Here is an 18,155-nt window from a genome sequence, read left to right on the forward strand (position 1 = left end):
TCTTCGTATTATTTGCGTCTTCTTGTTTTCGCAAAATGACTATAGCACTGTGAATTTATCAATAAAGTATAGGGAGTATTAATAAACTGTTCTCTTACATTTGCTTTAAGTTACTTTTCGTTCAATAAGCTGTACATATTAAAAAAGCCCACCTTTCGATGGGCCTTTCCCTTTATCACTTTTGCGCTGATTCAGGTATGTTGTCAAAGTGAGCAACGACTAGAGAATAAGCAAGCTATTGATAAAAATATATAAATACACCATTAACATATAAAAAAATTATAGTTTTATAAAAATAACTATACTTGTTGAAGTAATTGGCGATTTTAGCTTTCAACGACACTTTATAGCTGACTTAATTTACTAGACATATAAGTTAAAAATAACGTCTTATCCTGAAAATCAGGCATTTCAAACACCCAAAAAATGTGATTTTTAGATCTCAATTTAAGTTTCACATTCACAGTCTTTACTTGAATCATTGCATCCTCATGCTGCATTTCTGCGAATAATTCTAAAATCAGGGCAAAGAATCTGAGTTTGTTGACTGTGTTGTATTTTGTTGGTTTATATATTCTCAAGGCTTCAGAATATATAAGCTCGCACCATTCATTTCCATCTTCATCATCCATTAGCTCTCATTTAATTATTTAAAATAGATCACGAGGTAGGTTTATAACATGGTGGCTATAATTAAACTGCTTTTAATCTGAATATTAAAATTATAATTTTTTAGAAAATAAAAAAGCCCATCATCCGATGAGCCTTTTTGGAAAATATATCGTGAAGAACTAAGCTGCAAATTCTTGCAGTACAAATCGTTTTACACTTTCATCAAAGTCAGGTTTTGAAAGAGCAAGCTTGCCATTTTTCATAGTTTTATAACAATAACTCGCTGCTACTCCCATACCAACCAAAGTCAACAACTTCATTGCTCACCTCTTTACTGGGAAGATTTGAATATAAAGTTATCATTCAAATTTGTAGTTTTCCAACTCAGTTTCGATTGTTTTCTGTACTACATGTTAATGAATGTATGAATAATAAATGAAAACCTGCCGCATGCTGAGTTTGCTTAAAGTCCTTCAACTAGTGGTTAATTTGCGTATCTATCCAGTTAAGGAAATTTTCCTTATTACTGAATTCTGGCATAGACCCTAAATTTATAGTCTCTTTAGCCCCAAATTTTCCAGCGACAGTATTCGGTGCTTGAACTCTGAAATCCAGAGGATCACTTTCATGTAGAGTTCTAAAATATTCTACCGCTTTATCAAATTCACTTTTATCCTTAAAACCTGGTCGTTCCTTTAAAAAGTCATAAACTTGTTCTAGAGCTGGTAGATAATTATTTTTAGGCATTCTGTTTTCTCTAAAATAATGAGTTTTATGATGAAGACCTATTTTGAATGAATAATGATAAGAATATTCCCTTATTTCTTAGAGTTTATGTAAATTATAATGATTTGAGAGTTAAATCTAAATTCTGGAGTAAGCTGATAAAAAATGAGCGTAAACATACACTCATTTTTACTACATTTTCTGATGCATGCTTAACTGACCTGCATTGCTTTAAAATAAGGTCTATTTTATTGAACAAAGTGCAAATGTCGGCTGCTCTATCAGTAAAGATCAGATGTACTTTAAATGCGCCAGTTTAAGGTTCAAGCCTAATTAACGCTATGAATATCAAGTTCATCATTGGTGGTCAATACAACAGAAGCCAAAATTGGAATGCCCAAAATGAAAGGTACAGCGAAAATCCATAAAACTACGGTTACATCCGATTTAAAGAAAAATTGAATGGCTAATGCAGTCAAAATAAGTACAGAAAATAGAATCGCAGCAAAACGGATGATAAATTTAGTCGACATGCGAAGATGCTCTTATGCGTGAAATCGTATTTTCAATATACACCTATTTTTATTATGGGTTTATTGATTTTCAGTCTGTTATTGCATATTTTAATTGATTTTCTATATGTGATAGCTGAATTATACGATGATCAGTTTTCTTCACCCTGAAGTCTCATCCTAAATTCTTTCTCTACTCGTAACTCTATTGTCATATATGTATAGAGATTGAATTTAGAGATCAATGCTTCTGCTGACTATGACATCAATCTACTTTATAGCTAATAAAATCTTTGTCCTGTCTCCCAATAAAAGAGCCCTAAAATTTTAGGGCTTTTTTATTGATTAAATTAGAAGCGCCAATTATAGAACAAGTCAATCGCACGTTCTAAAGACTGACTCGCTTCCAGATACAAGCGCTGATTTACCTGATAGCGTAAAGTGAGCTTATTCACCGGTGTAAATACCCCGACTCCATAACGGAGATATAAATCAGGCGTAATATAACCAGTCACAGAAACCTGGGTATCATCTCCTGTACCTTGAGCATCCAGAGCTAGACCAGTTAAGCCAAAACTGCGCCCGATCTGGTTGGTCAGTGCGCGGGTGCTACCCAAGCCCAAACTAATCCCCGCAGCAGCGATCGTATTATTCACATCGGATCTAAATCCTTCAGCCTGGCTTAAACCAGATACACCCTCATTAACACGACCGGTAATCAAGGCATTCAAGGCTTCCTGTTCTGACAAGCCCGCATCATTATAAATCTGAATACTTGGACTCGATGCCGTCCCTGTTACCCGTACCCCGACCGTACTACCCTGAACCGATTTATTGGCATCAATGTCCAGCGTCGGATTGGTAAGTTCACCATTAAAACGCGCGATAGCACGATTCAGGTCCAGACTTTGGCCATAGGCTTCGATTTTCACTCGTTGTGACACCCCGATTGCACCATTGGCACGCATTGCAGTTTCCAGACCACGCTGTGACAGATTGACTCGACCCAATAGCGGAATACGACTGTCAAAGCCCTGGAAGATGACCTGATTCCCTAAAGAAACAGCTACATCTGCCCGGATATCCCAAGGACGTGCTGACTTCAAGATCGCCAACTGATCATCACCTTCACGCACGACCCGTACATCTGAAGATAAACCGACTACAGGTTCTGAGGCTTCTGGCATTGAAATCAACGCACGCGGTACATCAACTGTGCCACTTAGACTCAGTTTTTTATTAAATGGATACATGTCCAAAGTCAAATCAGGTGTCACTACAGCGGTAACTAATGGGGCCTGACGAATCAGCAGATTGTCCCCTTGCAGTTTTAACTGCACCCGCGGATCACCTTTCCATTCCACAGAACCGGTTAATTTGCCCACACCACGGCCACTGTTAAATGCGCCATTGATGCTGGCCGAATTCTGACGTATGGATGAATAGAGCTGTACATTGGTCAAATTCACCGGTAGGGAGATCATGCTGATTGAAGCATCTTTGACACGAACCTCACCTTCAAGCAAAGGATCCGTTAAAGTTCCGCTAATTTTTCCGGCATAAGATAAAATCCCGTCCAGATTACGGATGTCCTGAATAAATGGCTTAAAGACTTTGAGCCGTACCTGGTTAAAGGCAATTTCGCCACGCATCGGTTTACTGTCACGGTATGGATCAATGATGACATTGGCATAGCCGGTTCCGATATCCGGGGTTTTAACGTCCAGCCGAAGCTGCAAGCCATCTGCCACGCTTTTTGCCACCAGACCGACTTCATCATATTTCAGTGTAGAACCCAAATAATCTGGATCTTCGGAAGATAAGCCCACCACACCATTACGCGTCACCAGACGCGCGTCGATTTTAGGTTTGGCGCCTTGTGCCCAAGCAGCCTTGGCATAACCATTGACTTTACCCGTCAACGCCAATCCATCAGGCAGGAATGCACTGAAATCTTCCAGATCAAGGTTTTGGGTAACAAAAGAGGCACTGCCACGGGTTTTATTAACCCGAATCGGCTGATCAAAACACAACTGGCTTTGCTGACTCATCCAGCAATGAGCACCAACAAACAGATCCGATTGAGCACTGTTATAAATCACTGCTGCATTTTGACGCTGCACCAGACGAGCACGTAAAGAGTCGAAATCACCTTTTTGAATCTGACCCAGCCAGTTATTTTGGGCATTAAAGCCACCGGCGAGCTGCACAAAGAATTTTGACAGGCGGTTTTCTGCCTGCACTTTGAGAATGTGCGCAGCACGGGTACCGGCCAGTGATATCTCACCGCGTACAATCTCGCGTGAACCGCTACGCAGGCGATCCATTGTCGCGGTCAATAAGGTTGGTGTGCTTTGCGATGTTGGCAACTGTCCGCGAACACGAACTTTCTGCACGCTAAACAGGTTTTTAAAAGCAAAATTATCGATAGATAGATTAGCTGAAGCCTGCAATCGTGGCTGCGCCTGCATATTGATATAGCCCTGCGCACGACCTCTTAAGCCCGGATACAATTCAAACAGGGCCGGCGCATTCACTTTTAGTTGGAGGTTTTGTGCATTACCGGTCGCCTGAATCTGGTTGCTGGCATAAGACAGGAACAAGTTATTGGCTTCAAACTGCTGTGGTACAAAACCGCGCTGGTTCGAATTAATGATGACCGATAAATTACCCGTGCCACGTACCGGTTTGTTATTCAGCATACCGGCCAGATTTAAGCGTTGAATCTGAATGCGTTTTAAGGCATCTGACCACACCCCTTGGGTTTGCACATTGCCTGACAATTCGCCTTTGATTTTGGCATTAAAATATTGCGGCTTAAAGCGGATTAAGGACGCATTGATATCCCAGTCAATCCCATTCGCCAGATTGACCAGACCGCTGGCATTAATCTTGCCAGCCACACCATCATGACGGAATTCATTGATCTTCAACATGTCCGGGGTACCTGAAACGCGCAGTTTTAGCAGACCCTGACTGGCTTTAAGCTGGCTGGCGTTTAAAGCACCATCATAATTGATCGCATACCCTCTAAAACCGCCGCCCGCTTTTTCATTATGGAATAACAAGGCAATGGTACTGTTACCGGTCAAACGTACAGTTTCATTCTGCTCTGCCAGTCGCCCGGTCAGGTCGACACTGTTCAGTTTAATAATCTGCTGATTCGGTTGCGCATAACCATTGGCTTTAACCTGGCCATTCAAACGATCTATCGGTGAAGCTGCGGCAATACTTTGGGTATTTAAATTTTTAGCATTTAATATCGCGGTCCATTTTAACTGACGTTTTTCCTGTGGCAGTTCAATCCGTGCATTACCGCTTAAGCTGCCTGCCTGTGCATTGGCGCTGTAATTAAAGCTCGGGACATTCAGGATATTCTTGTTCAGATTGAGTTTGGCCTGATACATGCCTGCAGGTAAAAGACCCTCTTCATGCTGCTCAACTTTGGTCGCCACATGAATATTCTGCTGACCTTCGACCAATGCCAATTTGACATCGCCAGACTGACTACTGAGCCAGCCCACATAAGGTACGGCGCGATCAATATTTTTCCAGGCAACATCCAGTAGCATCGGTTGTATTTTATTGCCCTTGACCGGATTTTGATCCAGCTTCAGATTCCAGCTTTCATAGCGGTCAAAATCAACCAGTCCGGTAAGGTGCAGGCCATTTTCCAGATTACCCGCAGAAGCAATATTCGCATCCAGACTTGGCGGCAAGAAATCTTGTACGACTTGCGGAATGCGCTCATGTTTAGGATCAATCCCATTCAAACGCCCAGCCAAATCCCAGCTGACCCGGTCTTTCCAGCCCACTGTCCCGGCAAGGCTGACTGCGCCTTTCATCAACTGACCATTCAGATCGGTAATATTCAGCTGATTGACCAGATCGGTATACATCACCGCACTATACTGACCTTGCGGAATATTTTCCCCAATCAGGTCAGTCTGGACATTCAGATCTAGACGTTGGATATCACCATTGAACTCGGCAATGCCGTCTTTGGTAAACAGTTTCTGTTCGGCTAGAATAGGCCAGTGATAATCCTTGAACTTCAACTCGCCGCGCATCGGTACCTGAGGACGCATAGGATGTACAATAACCCAACCGGTTAATAAATCAGGCGTATTGGTCGCTACGCCAGCCTGAATCGTGTCCAGTGTTCCACGTGCCCTCACCTGAATATCATGAATATTCAAGCTATCTCTTAAGGAAGGCAGATTGACGATGCCCGTGGCATCTAGCGGATATTTGCCTTCAAACTGCATTTTACCCCTGGCTTCACGTACCGACAGATAGCCCATATCCATCCGGGAATCTTCAAAATTTAATTCGGTGCCGGACCAGAGTGCCTCATTTAATTCGATATTATAAAAATCGACTGCATTGGTCTGGGTTTTAATCACCAGATGATCGAGTAATAGATGATCAACGCGCAAGATAAAAGGCAAACGGATAGCATTAAACTTGAACGGTTCGCCCGTTGAAGGTTGCTTGTTAATAATTTGCAGATTGAGGACATCGGCTTCAGTCAGATGAATTTCTTTTTTGACAATCGCGCGCCAACCCAGCTTGACATCAGCACGATCAATTTTGACATCGACTGGTTTCAGGCTGACCAGCACATTTTTAAGAATAATTCCGCGCCATAAATTGCCGCCTTCATATTCATATTGAATAATTTGCTGACGTTCCAGCACCTGATCCAGCAGAAATTTACTGCCCTGATTGGTCGAAAACAGTAGAGCCAACACAGACAGCAGAAAAATCAGCGAAAAAAGCACCGACAATAGGATGCTTCTGAATATACGGCGCTTTTTCGGCACAACGCTATCTTGTGGTTCTTGTTCTGGCTGTGGTTGGTTCTCGACCATGATCTACCCAAATAACTATTTTTTAAAATGATGTTTTATAACTGTGATCCAATAAAGAAATGTAAACGAATCGGATAATTGTCATCAGACAGTCCAGTCGCAACATCTATACGTATTGGCCCAATCGGTGAAGCCCAACGCACACCCACACCCGCGCCATATTCGGTCGGATTACTGAATTCTTTATTATAGGCATTTCCGGCATCTGCAAAGACCGCAGCACGCCAGCCTTCCTTAAACTGATAATTATATTCTAATGAAGCCACGCCCAAGGCCTGACCACCTACTTTAAAACCGTCAATTTCCGGAGAAAGGCTCTTATAGTCAAAACCGCGGATACTCTGGTCACCGCCGGTGAAATATCTCAGGTTATACGGTACTTTGGCAAAATCTTGAGTAAAAATATAGCCCGCGTCGGCACGTCCCACAAACTGATGGTCTGCATTTTCACCCAATGAATAGATAAAACGCCAGCCCGCATTCACAATGGCCATATCTGCGTCAGACAATAAAGCCTCACTGCCCAGTTCAATCTTATAGGTCTGTTTGAAGCCTTTGGTTGGGTTGACCCGACGATCGCTCTCGGTACGTGAGACTTCATAACCGACTAAGAGCGATTGCTGTTCATCTTCGGTATTAAAGCGAAAAGCTTCTGGAATCTGGTTAAAGTCGACAGAACCATCCTGCTTCAAGCGATCCAGACGATAACGTGCGCCGAAAGTACGTTGCCAGCTACCACGTGGATTTTTGATAATCCGGTCTGCACCTAAGACTGCCGATTCAATCAACAGGCCTTCACCCTGTGCGACACCTTCACGCTCTTCACGCTCATAACCACCCACAATACTGACATAGTCATTCAGCGGATGGTGATAGGGAATATTATAACGTCCATCAATCGACTGACGGATGCCTGATAACTCCATGTTGGCATCAAACGAATGTCCGCGCTTGTTCACAATCGCACGGCGATATTGGCCACGTAAACGGATATCGGTATCTGTGCCATAACCCAGACCCACTTCAGCACTATTTAAACGGTCTGCATTTAAAGTCACAATCACTGGAATCTTTTTCTCTTCCCGTGCCTGTACTTTTAAACGGTCCTGTTCATTCTCTTTGGTTTGCTGCTCAACCCGCAAAGTTCTTAAATTTGCACTTTCTGGATCACGGCTACCGGCAAACTGGTCTTCATCTACGACATTCTGGGTCACCTCCTGAGAAGAAGATACCGGGCGATCCGGCTGCATGGTAGCAGCCTGATCTTCAGTCCGTTTCTGTTCTTCAATCAGGCTTTGAATATCCGGCGCCAGTTCCAGCTCTTTATCAAGCGGATCAGGGCGAATCGCATCAACCAGGGTATAGTTAAAATAACGTGAGTTGGTTAGGTTGTTGGCCAGGCTATTCACCCGCCAGAAGGTATAATCAGCACCCTCTGTCCAGGTGACCAGACTTTCCAGTACGTCTCGGTCCAGCGGGAATTCCTTTTCAGGATCGCTCATTCTGAACTCGACATTGCCTAATTTATAACGTTCACCCGTTTCAAAACGCAGGTTCACATCTGCGGTGTTTTGTGGCTGGGCAATCTTCACATCATGCAGACGCCAGAATGAATCAAAATAACCGTTGTTATTGGCTGCAGTAGTAATCCGTGTCTTGGTTTTTTCATAATTGCCATGGTTGAAAATATCGCCTTCTTCCTGTTCAGGCAAAAGACTGATGACCTGGAATTGTGGCTGTTCGGCGCCCTCTCCCGTAAATTCAATATTTTGACTGCTGATCAGGACAGGTTCATTCGGGGTCACAAAAACCCGAACCCGACTGTCAGAGATTTTTTCAAACCTGAACTGGGCATTATAATAACCCACCGCCTGCGCTGCCTGTCTGGACAAGGTGCGTAATTGCGGCAAAGCCGAATTAAAGTCACCAAAAGACTCCTGAGTAAAACTGGATAATTTGGCTTTGACATTATTTCTTAAATTCAGATGGCCTTCAGGCACATCTTTACGGTTCAGCATACCGTTGCTTTGCGCAACGCCTTGCCCATTTATGATCACCACATCTGCACTAATTCGAGGAACTCTTGCGGTCATGATCTGGCGTGGAGGACGGATTTTATAAAATAGTCGTTTGAACAGATTCGGACGTTTATCATCCTCAGCGACCAACTGACCTGGTACTTCTGGCAAGGTCAATCCGGCTTCATTATTTTGTACAATAATCTGGCTGTCTGCCTGAATCGATTGCATTAGCTGGTCGACATTGACCGGTGCCTGATTGATTTCCAGCAGTTCTTGCTGGCTGATATCGGCCACCACCGTTTCGCTGGTCTGAGTATTGCGATAGTTTTGTGCTTCCTGTTTGGCTTGCTCGGCTACCTGGTAAATTTCATTGGCCATGTTCTGATCAATGGTCTGTACTGGCAGATCTTCCAGATCATCAAACTCGATCGGCGTAAATTCGCCCAGACCAGATCCTGCATTTTGCTGTTGTTCCAGCATCAACATGCTGTCAACTGGAACGTCAGGCTCCAAGGCTTCTTCAATTTTTTCTTCCGCTTCCGTTTCGGATGTGGCCGCACCCTGACGAATCGCTTCTTTAGATAGCTCGTCCACCATTTCTGCCTGAGAAATGGCCACGGGTGTTTCGGGCTGTTCGGTTTGTGCCATGCTCTGATGGGATAACATCATAAAAAAGATGCTCATACACAGCTGCATACCACTATGCTGTGGTATGAGAGGCCCCATACTGCGATTTAGCATCGTTTTTTTAAAATTTTTCTTTGCAGGCATAGCAAACTCTAAACGAATACATTCTTTAATTGATTATTTGACCGAAAAATATAAGCTAAGAAGCTTAATTAATTGGTTTTTACCTTTACATGGCTGAAAGTATCTTACATGATTTTTCTCAATGTTTACGCATAACTGACATTTCTTAATAAAACTTAATGTAGCACGGCCTATATGAACAAAAATGAACATTTGTTAGCTTCTCGGCGCTTTTTACCGATGTTTCTGACGCAGTTTTTTGGTGCATTAAACGATAATGTATTTAAGCAGGCATTACTGCTGGTCATCACTTATGGCTGGATTCAACAGCAATCGGCCAGCATCAGCACATTGAATAATCTGGCGGCTTTACTGTTTATTCTGCCTTATTTTATTTTTTCAGCCACTGCCGGTCAGATTGCCGACAAATACGAACGTTCACAGCTGATTCGCTATCTCAAGCTTCTGGAAATTATCATCATGTTGCTGGGAACTATCGGTTTCCTGCTGGGCAATTTATGGATTCTGTTATTTGCCCTATTCCTGATGGGCACCCAATCCACTTTCTTTGGTCCGATTAAATATGCCATTTTACCTGAAGTCCTGAAACCGGATGAACTGATGTCCGGCAATGCCCTGTTCCAGTCCGGAACTTCTCTGGCAATCCTATTCGGTATGATTCTGGGCGGCGCAGTCATTGCTGCTTCGGCCGGTAACCTGATCTGGATCAGTTTAACCCTCATCAGCATCGCCTTGATTGGTTATATATCTAGTCGCTATATTCTGAAACAAAGCATTCCCGCACCTGAGTTGCAAGTTGACTGGAACTTTTTCCGTACCAGCTTGCAGACCTTGAAATATGCCAAAGGCTTACCTTTGGTTTTTACCATTTTACTGGGCAATTCATGGTACTGGTTTTATGGTGCAACCTATCTGACCCAAATTCCTCAGCTGACATTACAAAATCTGCATGCATCTGAAAATGTCGCCAGTCTGCTCTTAACCTTTTTTTCTGTCGGAATTGGTCTGGGTTCATACTTATGCCGTAAAATTGGTGGCAGCCAGGTCAATATCAAGATGGTGCCTTTTGGCGCGATCGGTCTGGTGATCTTTGCCCTGTATCTGGCCGCGAGTCTGGCCTTTGTTCCGGAGCGTACAGGTGCATTAATCGGCTTGGCAGATGTCTTTCAGCAAGGCTGGAGCTATTATCATGTGATGCTGGCCGTCACCTTGCTCGGAATAAGTGGTGGTTTTTATATTGTTCCGCTCTATGCCATGATGCAGGCGCATTCGCCTCGCTCACATCGTGCGCGGGTGGTTGCAGCAAATAACATTTTGAATGCCGTTTTCATGGTATCTTCTGCTATATTCTCGATTATTATTTTAAGTGTTTTAGAGCTTGATCTTAAAATACTTTTTTTTATTACCGCAGTATTGAGTGGCCTGTTTACCTTATGGCTGCTTTTCCGACTCAAACCCATGATCAAAACTGCGAAAGCACCCTTGGAGGATTAATTCATGCGTCAATATACAGGTGTCGATAAGCTGATTCATTCTTTTGATCAGGCATTACGCAGTCTCGTCCCGGGCACGACATCGGCACGACGTGAAAATCCGGCCCAACCGGTAGAAACACAATTAACGGTCAGTGATGCACGTCATGTAGCAGGTTTAATGCGGGTCAATCATAGTGGTGAGGTTTGCGCACAGGCACTGTACCATGGTCAGGCGATGACGGCTAAACTCCCGAATGTACGTCGTGAAATGGAACAGGCAGCGATTGAAGAACAGGATCATCTGGCCTGGTGTGAAGACCGCTTAAAAGAACTGGATAGCCATACCAGCCTACTCAATCCGGTCTGGTACGGTCTTTCCTTTGGTATGGGCGCGATTGCCGGAATCGCAGGTGACAAATACAGCTTGGGTTTTGTGGCTGAAACAGAACGTCAGGTCAGCATGCATTTACAGCATCATATTAGCCAGTTGCCACCGCAGGATGAACGTTCTCGTCGTATTCTAGAACAGATGAATGAAGATGAACTGCATCATCGGGATACAGCGTTAAATGCTGGCGGTGTAGATCTACCCGTTCCAGTTAAGATCGCCATGACAGGCATTTCCAAGTTGATGACCAAAACCAGTTATTTTATTTAAATAAGACGGTTTTAGTTTGAGCCCACTCATTTGTGGGCTTTTTAATATGGGTCAAATCTTGAGCGAGATAATAACAACTCAAGGCATATGGCGATCTTATTACTTATAAGCTCTATAAAATAATAGAGATTCCCCCACAGCATCCTTTAATCTTTTTTGCTCATTTCAGAAAGCAGGTCCAGCTGGATTTCCTGAATTTGCGCCAGCCGTTCCCATTGATGTAGCAGCAGATGATCTAATTTTTCATGCAAGTGTTGGATTTCCAGCTCGGCTTTTAAATTGATCTGATAATCATTTTGCGAACGTAAGCGGTCTTTTGCTTCCTGTCTGTTCTGGCTCATCATAATAATAGGTGCCTGAATCGCCGCAAGACAGGATAGGATTAAATTCAACAGAATAAAAGGATAAGGATCAGCAGGTCGTGTCACCATCACCACAGTATTTATCGTAATCCACAGGCCCAAGAAGATTGTAAAACAAATCAAAAAGGTCCAGCTTCCACCAAAAGTTGCAATTTTATCGGCGAGCCTTTCTCCCAAGGTCCACTTTTGCTCTAAGGTCGTTTCCACATTTTTGGTAATCAGTTCATGCTGATGCATGCTATCAATCACTTCAAACTCAAGATCAGTCACTACACCCTTTTCCGAACTTAATAATGAATGTACATACTGTATACGGTACTGGGTTAAATCTGCCTGGCAAATATAATCTTGCGGTGTCCAGCCTGGAATATCCCTGGCAATCTCTTCAGTAATGACTTTTCTGACCGTTCCCATCGGGGTGAGATTTTTCAGAAGAAAGTGCTTGCCGCATACCAAGCATTTATGGCTTTCATGTTTTTCTTTCATGATAATTCTCTTTTTAAACCGGCTCACTCAGCTATTATTTTGTTCGATATGTTTGATTTGCTTGAGTCATTTTTACCATTCGTAAATCAATTATGTATCAAGTGCGTCTGATTTCTTGAACTTATGAATCTCACTTCGATTTTATCTTGGATTGATAAAATGCTCAGCCAAGCGCACGATAAGCTGATCATTCAAGATAATTTTCAGATCGATTCAATCCTACTATCTATACATGACTTAAATTTACTATAATCATGATGATAATAAAAAAGGGGCTTCATTGTGCGCCACTCATACCATCTTGAAAAACATTATATCGAACGTGCGGGCTGGCTTCGTGCAGCTGTACTGGGGGCAAATGACGGGATTATTTCGGTCACCAGCCTGGTGGTGGGTATTGCAGCCAGTGGAGCATCCACGGAAATTTTATTGGTGACCTGTGTTGCCGGATTGATTTCTGGCGCCGCATCAATGGCGGCCGGTGAATATATTTCGGTTAAATCCCAGCAAGACATTGAAACCAATGATCTACTCATGGAAGAGCGCGAACTACAACGCCATCCCACGCATGAGTTAAATGAACTCAAAACGATTTATATACAACGAGGTCTGGAACCAGCTTTGGCACAACAGGTCGCTGAACAGCTGACCGATCATAATGCCTTGGATGCCCATGCCCGGGATGAAATTGGTATTTCAGCACATACCTCTGCCCAACCCTTTCTCGCTGCATTTTCTTCGGCTATGGCATTTACGGTAGGTTCATTATTTCCTTTAATTTCAATCATGATTTTACCGGAACACTATCTGGATAAAGGCGTTATGCTGATTGGTGTTTTAAGCTTGGGGATGATGGGTGCACTGGCGAGCTATGCCGGTGGAGTAAGTGTCTGGAGAGGTGCAGTTCGGGTGATGCTCTGGGGAATTATCGCCATGTTATTCAGTGCATGGATCGGATCATTATTTAATGTGTCTGTTGCCTAAATATGTGTTTATTTTTTAGCTAGACAAAGAATAGGATTGAGCGGCTCTTGTATTAACATCACTGAAAAATGTTTTTTCAAAAACTAGCCGCTCTAACAAAACTTGAGTTTAATTAATATATGTTCGGTTTTAATTTAGATATTTAAAACCTAAGATCTATTCATGAGAGGTATTGTTATGGAAACTACGATCATTCTTGCCATCTTGGCGATCATTATCGTATTGCTGATCATTTTTTATAACAAGAAAAAGTGAAATAGCGATGATGCATTTTTACTGCTTTGAGGGTTTTTACTGATCTTAAAATAAATTCCAGAGCTTTAAATCAATCAAATATTAATTTCCTGTCGGAAAACCATGAAATCCCCATTGGATCAGATAAAGAATCCCAAGGATTAAAATAACCGAAACCACAATTTCCAATATTTTCATTTTTAAATGATTCCTAAACTCCACCTGAACCATCTTATCTGAATTTTTCTTTTGCTCTAAAGACAAAAAAACTGCACCATAAAAAGCCTGATCTGGCTTGATCAGGCTGGTTAATTATTCTTACTGGATAAAATGTATTAGCAAAAAATTAGGTGATTTGATTTAAATCAGCTGTTCAACTGTTGGGAAGCTATGTGATCCATGTTCGAACATGGCATCATGCCAGATATCAAACATAGGCACTTTCACATCCAGAGCCAAGGGCAACTTTTTTTCATTAAACTGCATATGTTGAAGATCTAATCCCCAGGCAATCAAATCAACATCCAAAGTAATCTGATGAGATGGACGTACTCGCCCTGATGCCTGTTCCAGCTGTTTGAGCAGCTCAATCAGGCCTTCACTAGACACCGAACTTCGCAATAAACACGCTGCATTCCAGTAATCTGCGCCGATGCCATCGCGGCAAGGAATCATATAAATGGGAGAAAACTGAACTTCTCCCCATTCAGAAATACGTTGCTGTGCAGCTTGAAAGTGTTGCTGAGGATGACAATTACTCGCTAATGCTAGGGCGAAAATCGTTTCGGTGGCGTTCAAGACGTATCCCTACAGAATTGGCTTGCGCGATAATGGCAGGCTTACGGATCGTAATAATAATCGATTCAATTGCTGTAAAGGTAGTAAAAAGTGCATTCAGCACTAATTTTGCTGCATGTTCAATCAATTCAGGCTTGGCGTCTTGAATGACTTTGCTGGAAATCTCACAAATTTCTGCATAATTCAGCGTATCTGCAAGTGCATCTGAGTTTGATGCCTGTTCTAAATCAGTTTGAATGGTCAAATCCAGCATTAGAGGCTGAATAATTTGACGCTCCCAGTTAAAGCAGCCCACGACTGTCTCAACCTTTAAACCTTCAATAATAATGGCGTCCATTGGATTGCTCGAGAATTTAATACTGACCACATCCCTCTCAAGCTTCTTTTCAAAGGGAGGAGCTTTTAAAGTCCCCCTTTTAAAAAGGGGATTTAGGGGGATTTTCCAAGTCTAGATGGGTTTAAGATTAATGCTTTAACAGCAGATTCGGATCCATGCTTTGCACCATTTGCAAACGCTGATCGGCATAGATATCAGTATACGGTGCAAGAATTCGCATGAAACGGTCAAAATACAGCATTTGCTTAAACAGCAAGGCAAAGTCGCGCGGGAAGCGGATCCCGTGACGTTCACCCACAGCCACCATATCCATCATGATATCGTTCAGGTCAGCAGGATTTGACGTTAACAATTCCTGCGGATCTGCCATCAATACACCACTAAACAAACGTTCCAGATCAGCAGCCAAAACTTTGGTATCAATCTGCACAGCGGTCATGCCCATTTTCAGCATGTTTTGCGCCATCAGCTCATAATTGGTATGTTGCAATGAATCCATGAATGCCATACATGCCGTCCATACTTCAGGCTTGAGCTGACCAACAATACCGAAATCAATAAAACCGACACGGCCATCTTCAAGTAGCATCAGGTTGCCTGCATGCAGATCGGCATGGAAACTGTTACACATCATCAAGCTGCCAAACCAGGTATTCATCGCAGTGATAAGTACTTGAGATGGATCTTTAGATACTTTTTTGACCACTTCAAAATCTGTCAAAGGCACACCGTATAAACGCTGCATGGTGAGCACACGACGGGTCGAATATTGATGATAAACCTTAGGTGCAGTCGCTGCCTGATTGTTGGTGATATTCAGGTAATTGACGAAATCATCCAGATTCTGGGCTTCTTCGATAAAATCGACTTCGCGCACCATACGGGTTTTGATTTCTTCGACAATATCAGCCAGTGAAGCAAACTTGACTTTCGGGACTGCTTTTTCCAGCAACTTGGTTGCCCAATGCAGTACATTCAGGTCAGTGTACAAAATGGTCTCCACACCGGGTTTTTGTACCTTAATCACGACATCTTCGCCAGACACCAGTTTGGCTGCATGTACCTGTGCAATAGATGCAGAGGCTAATGGCGTTTCATCAATCGATGCAAAGATTTCGTCGAGATTACGCCCTGCAAATTCAGAGGCTAAAACCTGCTGGATATAACTAAACGGCAAGCGTGGTGTCTGATCCAGACAGCCTTGAAATTCTTCAACGTATTCACGTGGAAACAGCGACGGCGTACTGGCAATAAACTGACCAAGCTTGATATAAGTCGAACCTAAGGATTCAAAAGTTTCACGCATCAGTTTGGCATTGCTCGGCTTTTCAGTGGCATATTTAAAGCCCGCCTTTGCCGCAACGACTGCTGTTTCTCCCATACGGGCAACTGAACGTATTCCATCTAACCAGATATTGTTTTTCATAATGTCTTAGGAAAAATTAATTAAACGCAGTGTAGCAAAAAAAATTCACTTTGCAGGCTTATCTTGCCTGACAGATTGGGCAATCTGTATCTTTTTCGAAAGTGAGAATCCGCTGCTTAAAACTCAGTCCATCCCACAACAACAGCTTTTGTCGAAGTGGCATCTGGCCCAATCCCAGATATAACAAGGCGTGATGTGCCTGCAAGCTGGCCATCACATTCGGTGTGGTCGCCAGTACACCGGAATCTGCACAGCGCAGACTTTCATCGGCCTGATTTTCTGGCGGGAACAGGCAGGCATAACAGGCGGAATCCCCTTCGACCATAAACAGCTGACCTTGCAAGCCAATCGCAGAAGCACTCAATAAGGGTACATTCAGCTCAACACAAATCTGATTGACCAGATAACGTGTGGCAAACTGATCACAGCCATCCAATACCAGATCCTGATGCTCGATCACACTTACTGCATTCTCAGCCGTTAAAGCCTGATTGATATATTCAACTTGTACATTCGGATTAATCTGGCCCAGTCTTTTGGCCAGAGTTTCTGCCTTATAAAATCCAATATCCTGCGGCATAAATGCCAGTTGTCGCTGTAAATTACTCATCTCGATAGTATCTGGATCGATCAGGGTAATTTTCCCCACACCTGCGCGTGCCAGAAGTTCTGCCAGTGCACAGCCGATCCCGCCACAACCAATAATGCAGACATTAGAAAATTTTAACCGTTCTTGAGCGTCAATATCCCAGCCATCCAGAAGAATCTGCCGGCTATACAGATGCAGTTCAGCATCGGTGAGTTCGAATTCTGGGGATATGGCATCCATGTTAAATGTAGACAACGTCTTTCCTTGTTTCGAAAATTTTTAACAATGATCGCAAAAATTAGCTTTACTGAAGTTTTTAAGGACTGATAAATCTCTGGAATATCAATCTCACAGTCAATTCACAGCACATCAATAAATTATTCGGCAATCGTTGAGCCAAATAGCATATCAGCTAAACGCTCGGTATCAAGTTGCAGCCGCTATGGCTTAGCAAGATTTTTTGAATCACCTCAATTCAACGGTTCCGGCAAACAGCTCTTTCTCATTTATAAAAGGTGTCAGACCTGAAGTTTTTAAAATCTTTGCTATTGAATTACCCTGTAAATAGAGCAGCCTTGTTTAGCAATTCTGTAGTCTCTGCCTGTATTTGAGTATGAAAATGTATGAGTTCAGTGAGACCTAAGGCATCTGTCTCTAAATATGATTAATCTGAAAATACCAAGCAATCTTTTCAGCTTTCATAAAATCGTATGGAGAACATACATGACCGAGCATAACAATACTCAACATGATAATCGTGAAAAATTATGGGAATTGATCAAGGATGTCCGTTACACCATGATCAGCCATTTAAATGATACACATGAAATACACTCCCAGCCGATGACCATGCTGAACTCCGAACAGATGAACGAACGTCAAAACTTATATTTCATCCTGCGTAATACCAATGATCTGGTCAAAGCAGCAGAAACTGGCCGTGGTCAAATTGGCCTGTCTTTTGCAAAACCATCAGATGGTATCTATGTGTCGATCAGTGCTCATGCCCAGATCAGTACTGACCGCATTCTGATTGAACAGTTGTGGAATCCATGGGCAGAAAACTGGTTTGAAGGCAAGGATGATCCGACCGTACGGGTATTGATTGCTGAAGCAGTCAGCGCAGAATACTGGAATGTCACAGATAATAAAGTTACCCAGCTTTTTAAAGCCTTAAAAGGCGGTGTTACCGGCGAAGCGGGCGAACCGCATGCAGAACATCAAAAAGTGAATCTACAAAGTAATATCTGGTAATGAATGAGATTTAGCCTCTTTATCTTAAGAGGCTAA

At 42.8% G+C, this 18,155-nt stretch carries 15 protein-coding genes; 4 read left to right on the forward strand and 11 right to left on the reverse strand.

Annotated features, from left to right (window positions below; genetic code table 11):
- Positions 1-344: 344 nt before the first annotated feature.
- The 6 genes from G4D73_RS03265 to G4D73_RS03290 form a co-directional block, all read right to left on the reverse strand.
- The gene (locus G4D73_RS03265; RefSeq protein WP_213687375.1) at positions 345-632 is read right to left on the reverse strand and encodes a hypothetical protein; all 288 of its coding nucleotides are present in this window, start codon (positions 630-632) and stop codon (positions 345-347) included.
- Positions 633-791: 159 nt separating this feature from the next.
- A complete protein-coding gene (locus tag G4D73_RS03270; protein WP_004645377.1) occupies positions 792-932 on the reverse strand; it encodes a hypothetical protein in 141 nt (46 codons plus the stop codon).
- A 157-nt stretch (positions 933-1,089) separates the two neighbouring features.
- Positions 1,090-1,359, reverse strand: coding sequence for a hypothetical protein (locus G4D73_RS03275; protein WP_005263238.1), 270 nt, complete (start codon positions 1,357-1,359; stop codon positions 1,090-1,092).
- A 308-nt stretch (positions 1,360-1,667) separates the two neighbouring features.
- Positions 1,668-1,871, reverse strand: coding sequence for a hypothetical protein (locus tag G4D73_RS03280; protein WP_005103450.1), 204 nt, complete (start codon positions 1,869-1,871; stop codon positions 1,668-1,670).
- Between the two features lie 329 nt (positions 1,872-2,200).
- Positions 2,201-6,724, reverse strand: coding sequence for a translocation/assembly module TamB domain-containing protein (locus G4D73_RS03285; RefSeq protein WP_213687376.1), 4,524 nt, complete (start codon positions 6,722-6,724; stop codon positions 2,201-2,203).
- Positions 6,725-6,759: 35 nt separating this feature from the next.
- Complete coding sequence (locus tag G4D73_RS03290) at positions 6,760-9,516, reverse strand: autotransporter assembly complex protein TamA (protein ID WP_213687377.1); 2,757 nt, start codon at positions 9,514-9,516, stop codon at positions 6,760-6,762.
- Positions 9,517-9,690: 174 nt separating this feature from the next.
- On the opposite strand from G4D73_RS03290, the gene G4D73_RS03295 reads away from it, so the two are divergent.
- Positions 9,691-11,010: an MFS transporter gene (locus tag G4D73_RS03295; protein ID WP_213687378.1), complete on the forward strand. Its 1,320-nt coding sequence runs from the start codon at positions 9,691-9,693 to the stop codon at positions 11,008-11,010.
- A gap of 3 nt (positions 11,011-11,013) precedes the next feature.
- The gene (gene coq7, locus G4D73_RS03300) at positions 11,014-11,649 is read left to right on the forward strand and encodes a 2-polyprenyl-3-methyl-6-methoxy-1,4-benzoquinone monooxygenase (protein ID WP_004645382.1); all 636 of its coding nucleotides are present in this window, start codon (positions 11,014-11,016) and stop codon (positions 11,647-11,649) included.
- Positions 11,650-11,795: 146 nt separating this feature from the next.
- On the opposite strand, the gene G4D73_RS03305 is transcribed toward coq7, so the two are convergent.
- On the reverse strand, positions 11,796-12,497 hold the full coding sequence (locus G4D73_RS03305; RefSeq protein ID WP_213687379.1) for a DUF1003 domain-containing protein: 702 nt from the start codon (positions 12,495-12,497) through the stop codon (positions 11,796-11,798).
- A 282-nt stretch (positions 12,498-12,779) separates the two neighbouring features.
- Here G4D73_RS03305 and G4D73_RS03310 point away from each other — a divergent pair, with 282 nt between their 5' ends.
- The gene (locus G4D73_RS03310) at positions 12,780-13,481 is read left to right on the forward strand and encodes a VIT1/CCC1 transporter family protein (RefSeq protein WP_005097209.1); all 702 of its coding nucleotides are present in this window, start codon (positions 12,780-12,782) and stop codon (positions 13,479-13,481) included.
- Between the two features lie 594 nt (positions 13,482-14,075).
- Here the strand turns inward: G4D73_RS03310 and G4D73_RS03315 are convergent.
- From G4D73_RS03315 to G4D73_RS03330, 4 genes are all read right to left on the reverse strand, one after another.
- Positions 14,076-14,513, reverse strand: coding sequence for a 2-amino-4-hydroxy-6-hydroxymethyldihydropteridine diphosphokinase (locus G4D73_RS03315; RefSeq protein WP_213687380.1), 438 nt, complete (start codon positions 14,511-14,513; stop codon positions 14,076-14,078).
- The gene (folB, locus tag G4D73_RS03320) at positions 14,470-14,850 is read right to left on the reverse strand and encodes a dihydroneopterin aldolase (protein WP_213687718.1); all 381 of its coding nucleotides are present in this window, start codon (positions 14,848-14,850) and stop codon (positions 14,470-14,472) included. The genes G4D73_RS03315 and folB overlap by 44 nt, the downstream gene beginning before the upstream one ends.
- A 127-nt stretch (positions 14,851-14,977) precedes the next feature.
- Positions 14,978-16,276, reverse strand: coding sequence for an ABC1 kinase family protein (locus G4D73_RS03325; RefSeq protein ID WP_004278767.1), 1,299 nt, complete (start codon positions 16,274-16,276; stop codon positions 14,978-14,980).
- Positions 16,277-16,334: 58 nt separating this feature from the next.
- Positions 16,335-17,105: a HesA/MoeB/ThiF family protein gene (locus tag G4D73_RS03330; RefSeq protein WP_213687719.1), complete on the reverse strand. Its 771-nt coding sequence runs from the start codon at positions 17,103-17,105 to the stop codon at positions 16,335-16,337.
- A gap of 483 nt (positions 17,106-17,588) precedes the next feature.
- Here G4D73_RS03330 and G4D73_RS03335 point away from each other — a divergent pair, with 483 nt between their 5' ends.
- Entirely contained in the window at positions 17,589-18,119 is a 531-nt protein-coding gene (locus tag G4D73_RS03335) for a pyridoxamine 5'-phosphate oxidase family protein (RefSeq protein ID WP_213687381.1), read from the forward strand.
- The last annotated feature ends 36 nt before the right edge of the window (positions 18,120-18,155 follow it).

This window comes from Acinetobacter sp. WY4 (assembly GCF_018438165.1).
Classification (GTDB): domain Bacteria; phylum Pseudomonadota; class Gammaproteobacteria; order Pseudomonadales; family Moraxellaceae; genus Acinetobacter.

What these genes read in the sequence shown, in the direction of transcription:
- G4D73_RS03265 (WP_213687375.1), bottom strand. Translation starts at nt 632, where the DNA reads ATGGATGATGAAGATGGAAATGAATGGTGCGAGCTTATATATTCTGAA.
- G4D73_RS03270 (WP_004645377.1), bottom strand. Translation starts at nt 932, where the DNA reads ATGAAGTTGTTGACTTTGGTTGGTATGGGAGTAGCAGCGAGTTATTGT.
- G4D73_RS03275 (WP_005263238.1), bottom strand. Translation starts at nt 1,359, where the DNA reads ATGCCTAAAAATAATTATCTACCAGCTCTAGAACAAGTTTATGACTTT.
- G4D73_RS03280 (WP_005103450.1), bottom strand. Translation starts at nt 1,871, where the DNA reads ATGTCGACTAAATTTATCATCCGTTTTGCTGCGATTCTATTTTCTGTA.
- G4D73_RS03285 (WP_213687376.1), bottom strand. Translation starts at nt 6,724, where the DNA reads ATGGTCGAGAACCAACCACAGCCAGAACAAGAACCACAAGATAGCGTT.
- G4D73_RS03290 (WP_213687377.1), bottom strand. Translation starts at nt 9,516, where the DNA reads ATGCCTGCAAAGAAAAATTTTAAAAAAACGATGCTAAATCGCAGTATG.
- G4D73_RS03295 (WP_213687378.1), top strand. Translation starts at nt 9,691, where the DNA reads ATGAACAAAAATGAACATTTGTTAGCTTCTCGGCGCTTTTTACCGATG.
- coq7 (WP_004645382.1), top strand. Translation starts at nt 11,014, where the DNA reads ATGCGTCAATATACAGGTGTCGATAAGCTGATTCATTCTTTTGATCAG.
- G4D73_RS03305 (WP_213687379.1), bottom strand. Translation starts at nt 12,497, where the DNA reads ATGAAAGAAAAACATGAAAGCCATAAATGCTTGGTATGCGGCAAGCAC.
- folB (WP_213687718.1), bottom strand. Translation starts at nt 14,850, where the DNA reads ATGGACGCCATTATTATTGAAGGTTTAAAGGTTGAGACAGTCGTGGGC.
- G4D73_RS03325 (WP_004278767.1), bottom strand. Translation starts at nt 16,276, where the DNA reads ATGAAAAACAATATCTGGTTAGATGGAATACGTTCAGTTGCCCGTATG.
- G4D73_RS03330 (WP_213687719.1), bottom strand. Translation starts at nt 17,105, where the DNA reads ATGGATGCCATATCCCCAGAATTCGAACTCACCGATGCTGAACTGCAT.
- G4D73_RS03335 (WP_213687381.1), top strand. Translation starts at nt 17,589, where the DNA reads ATGACCGAGCATAACAATACTCAACATGATAATCGTGAAAAATTATGG.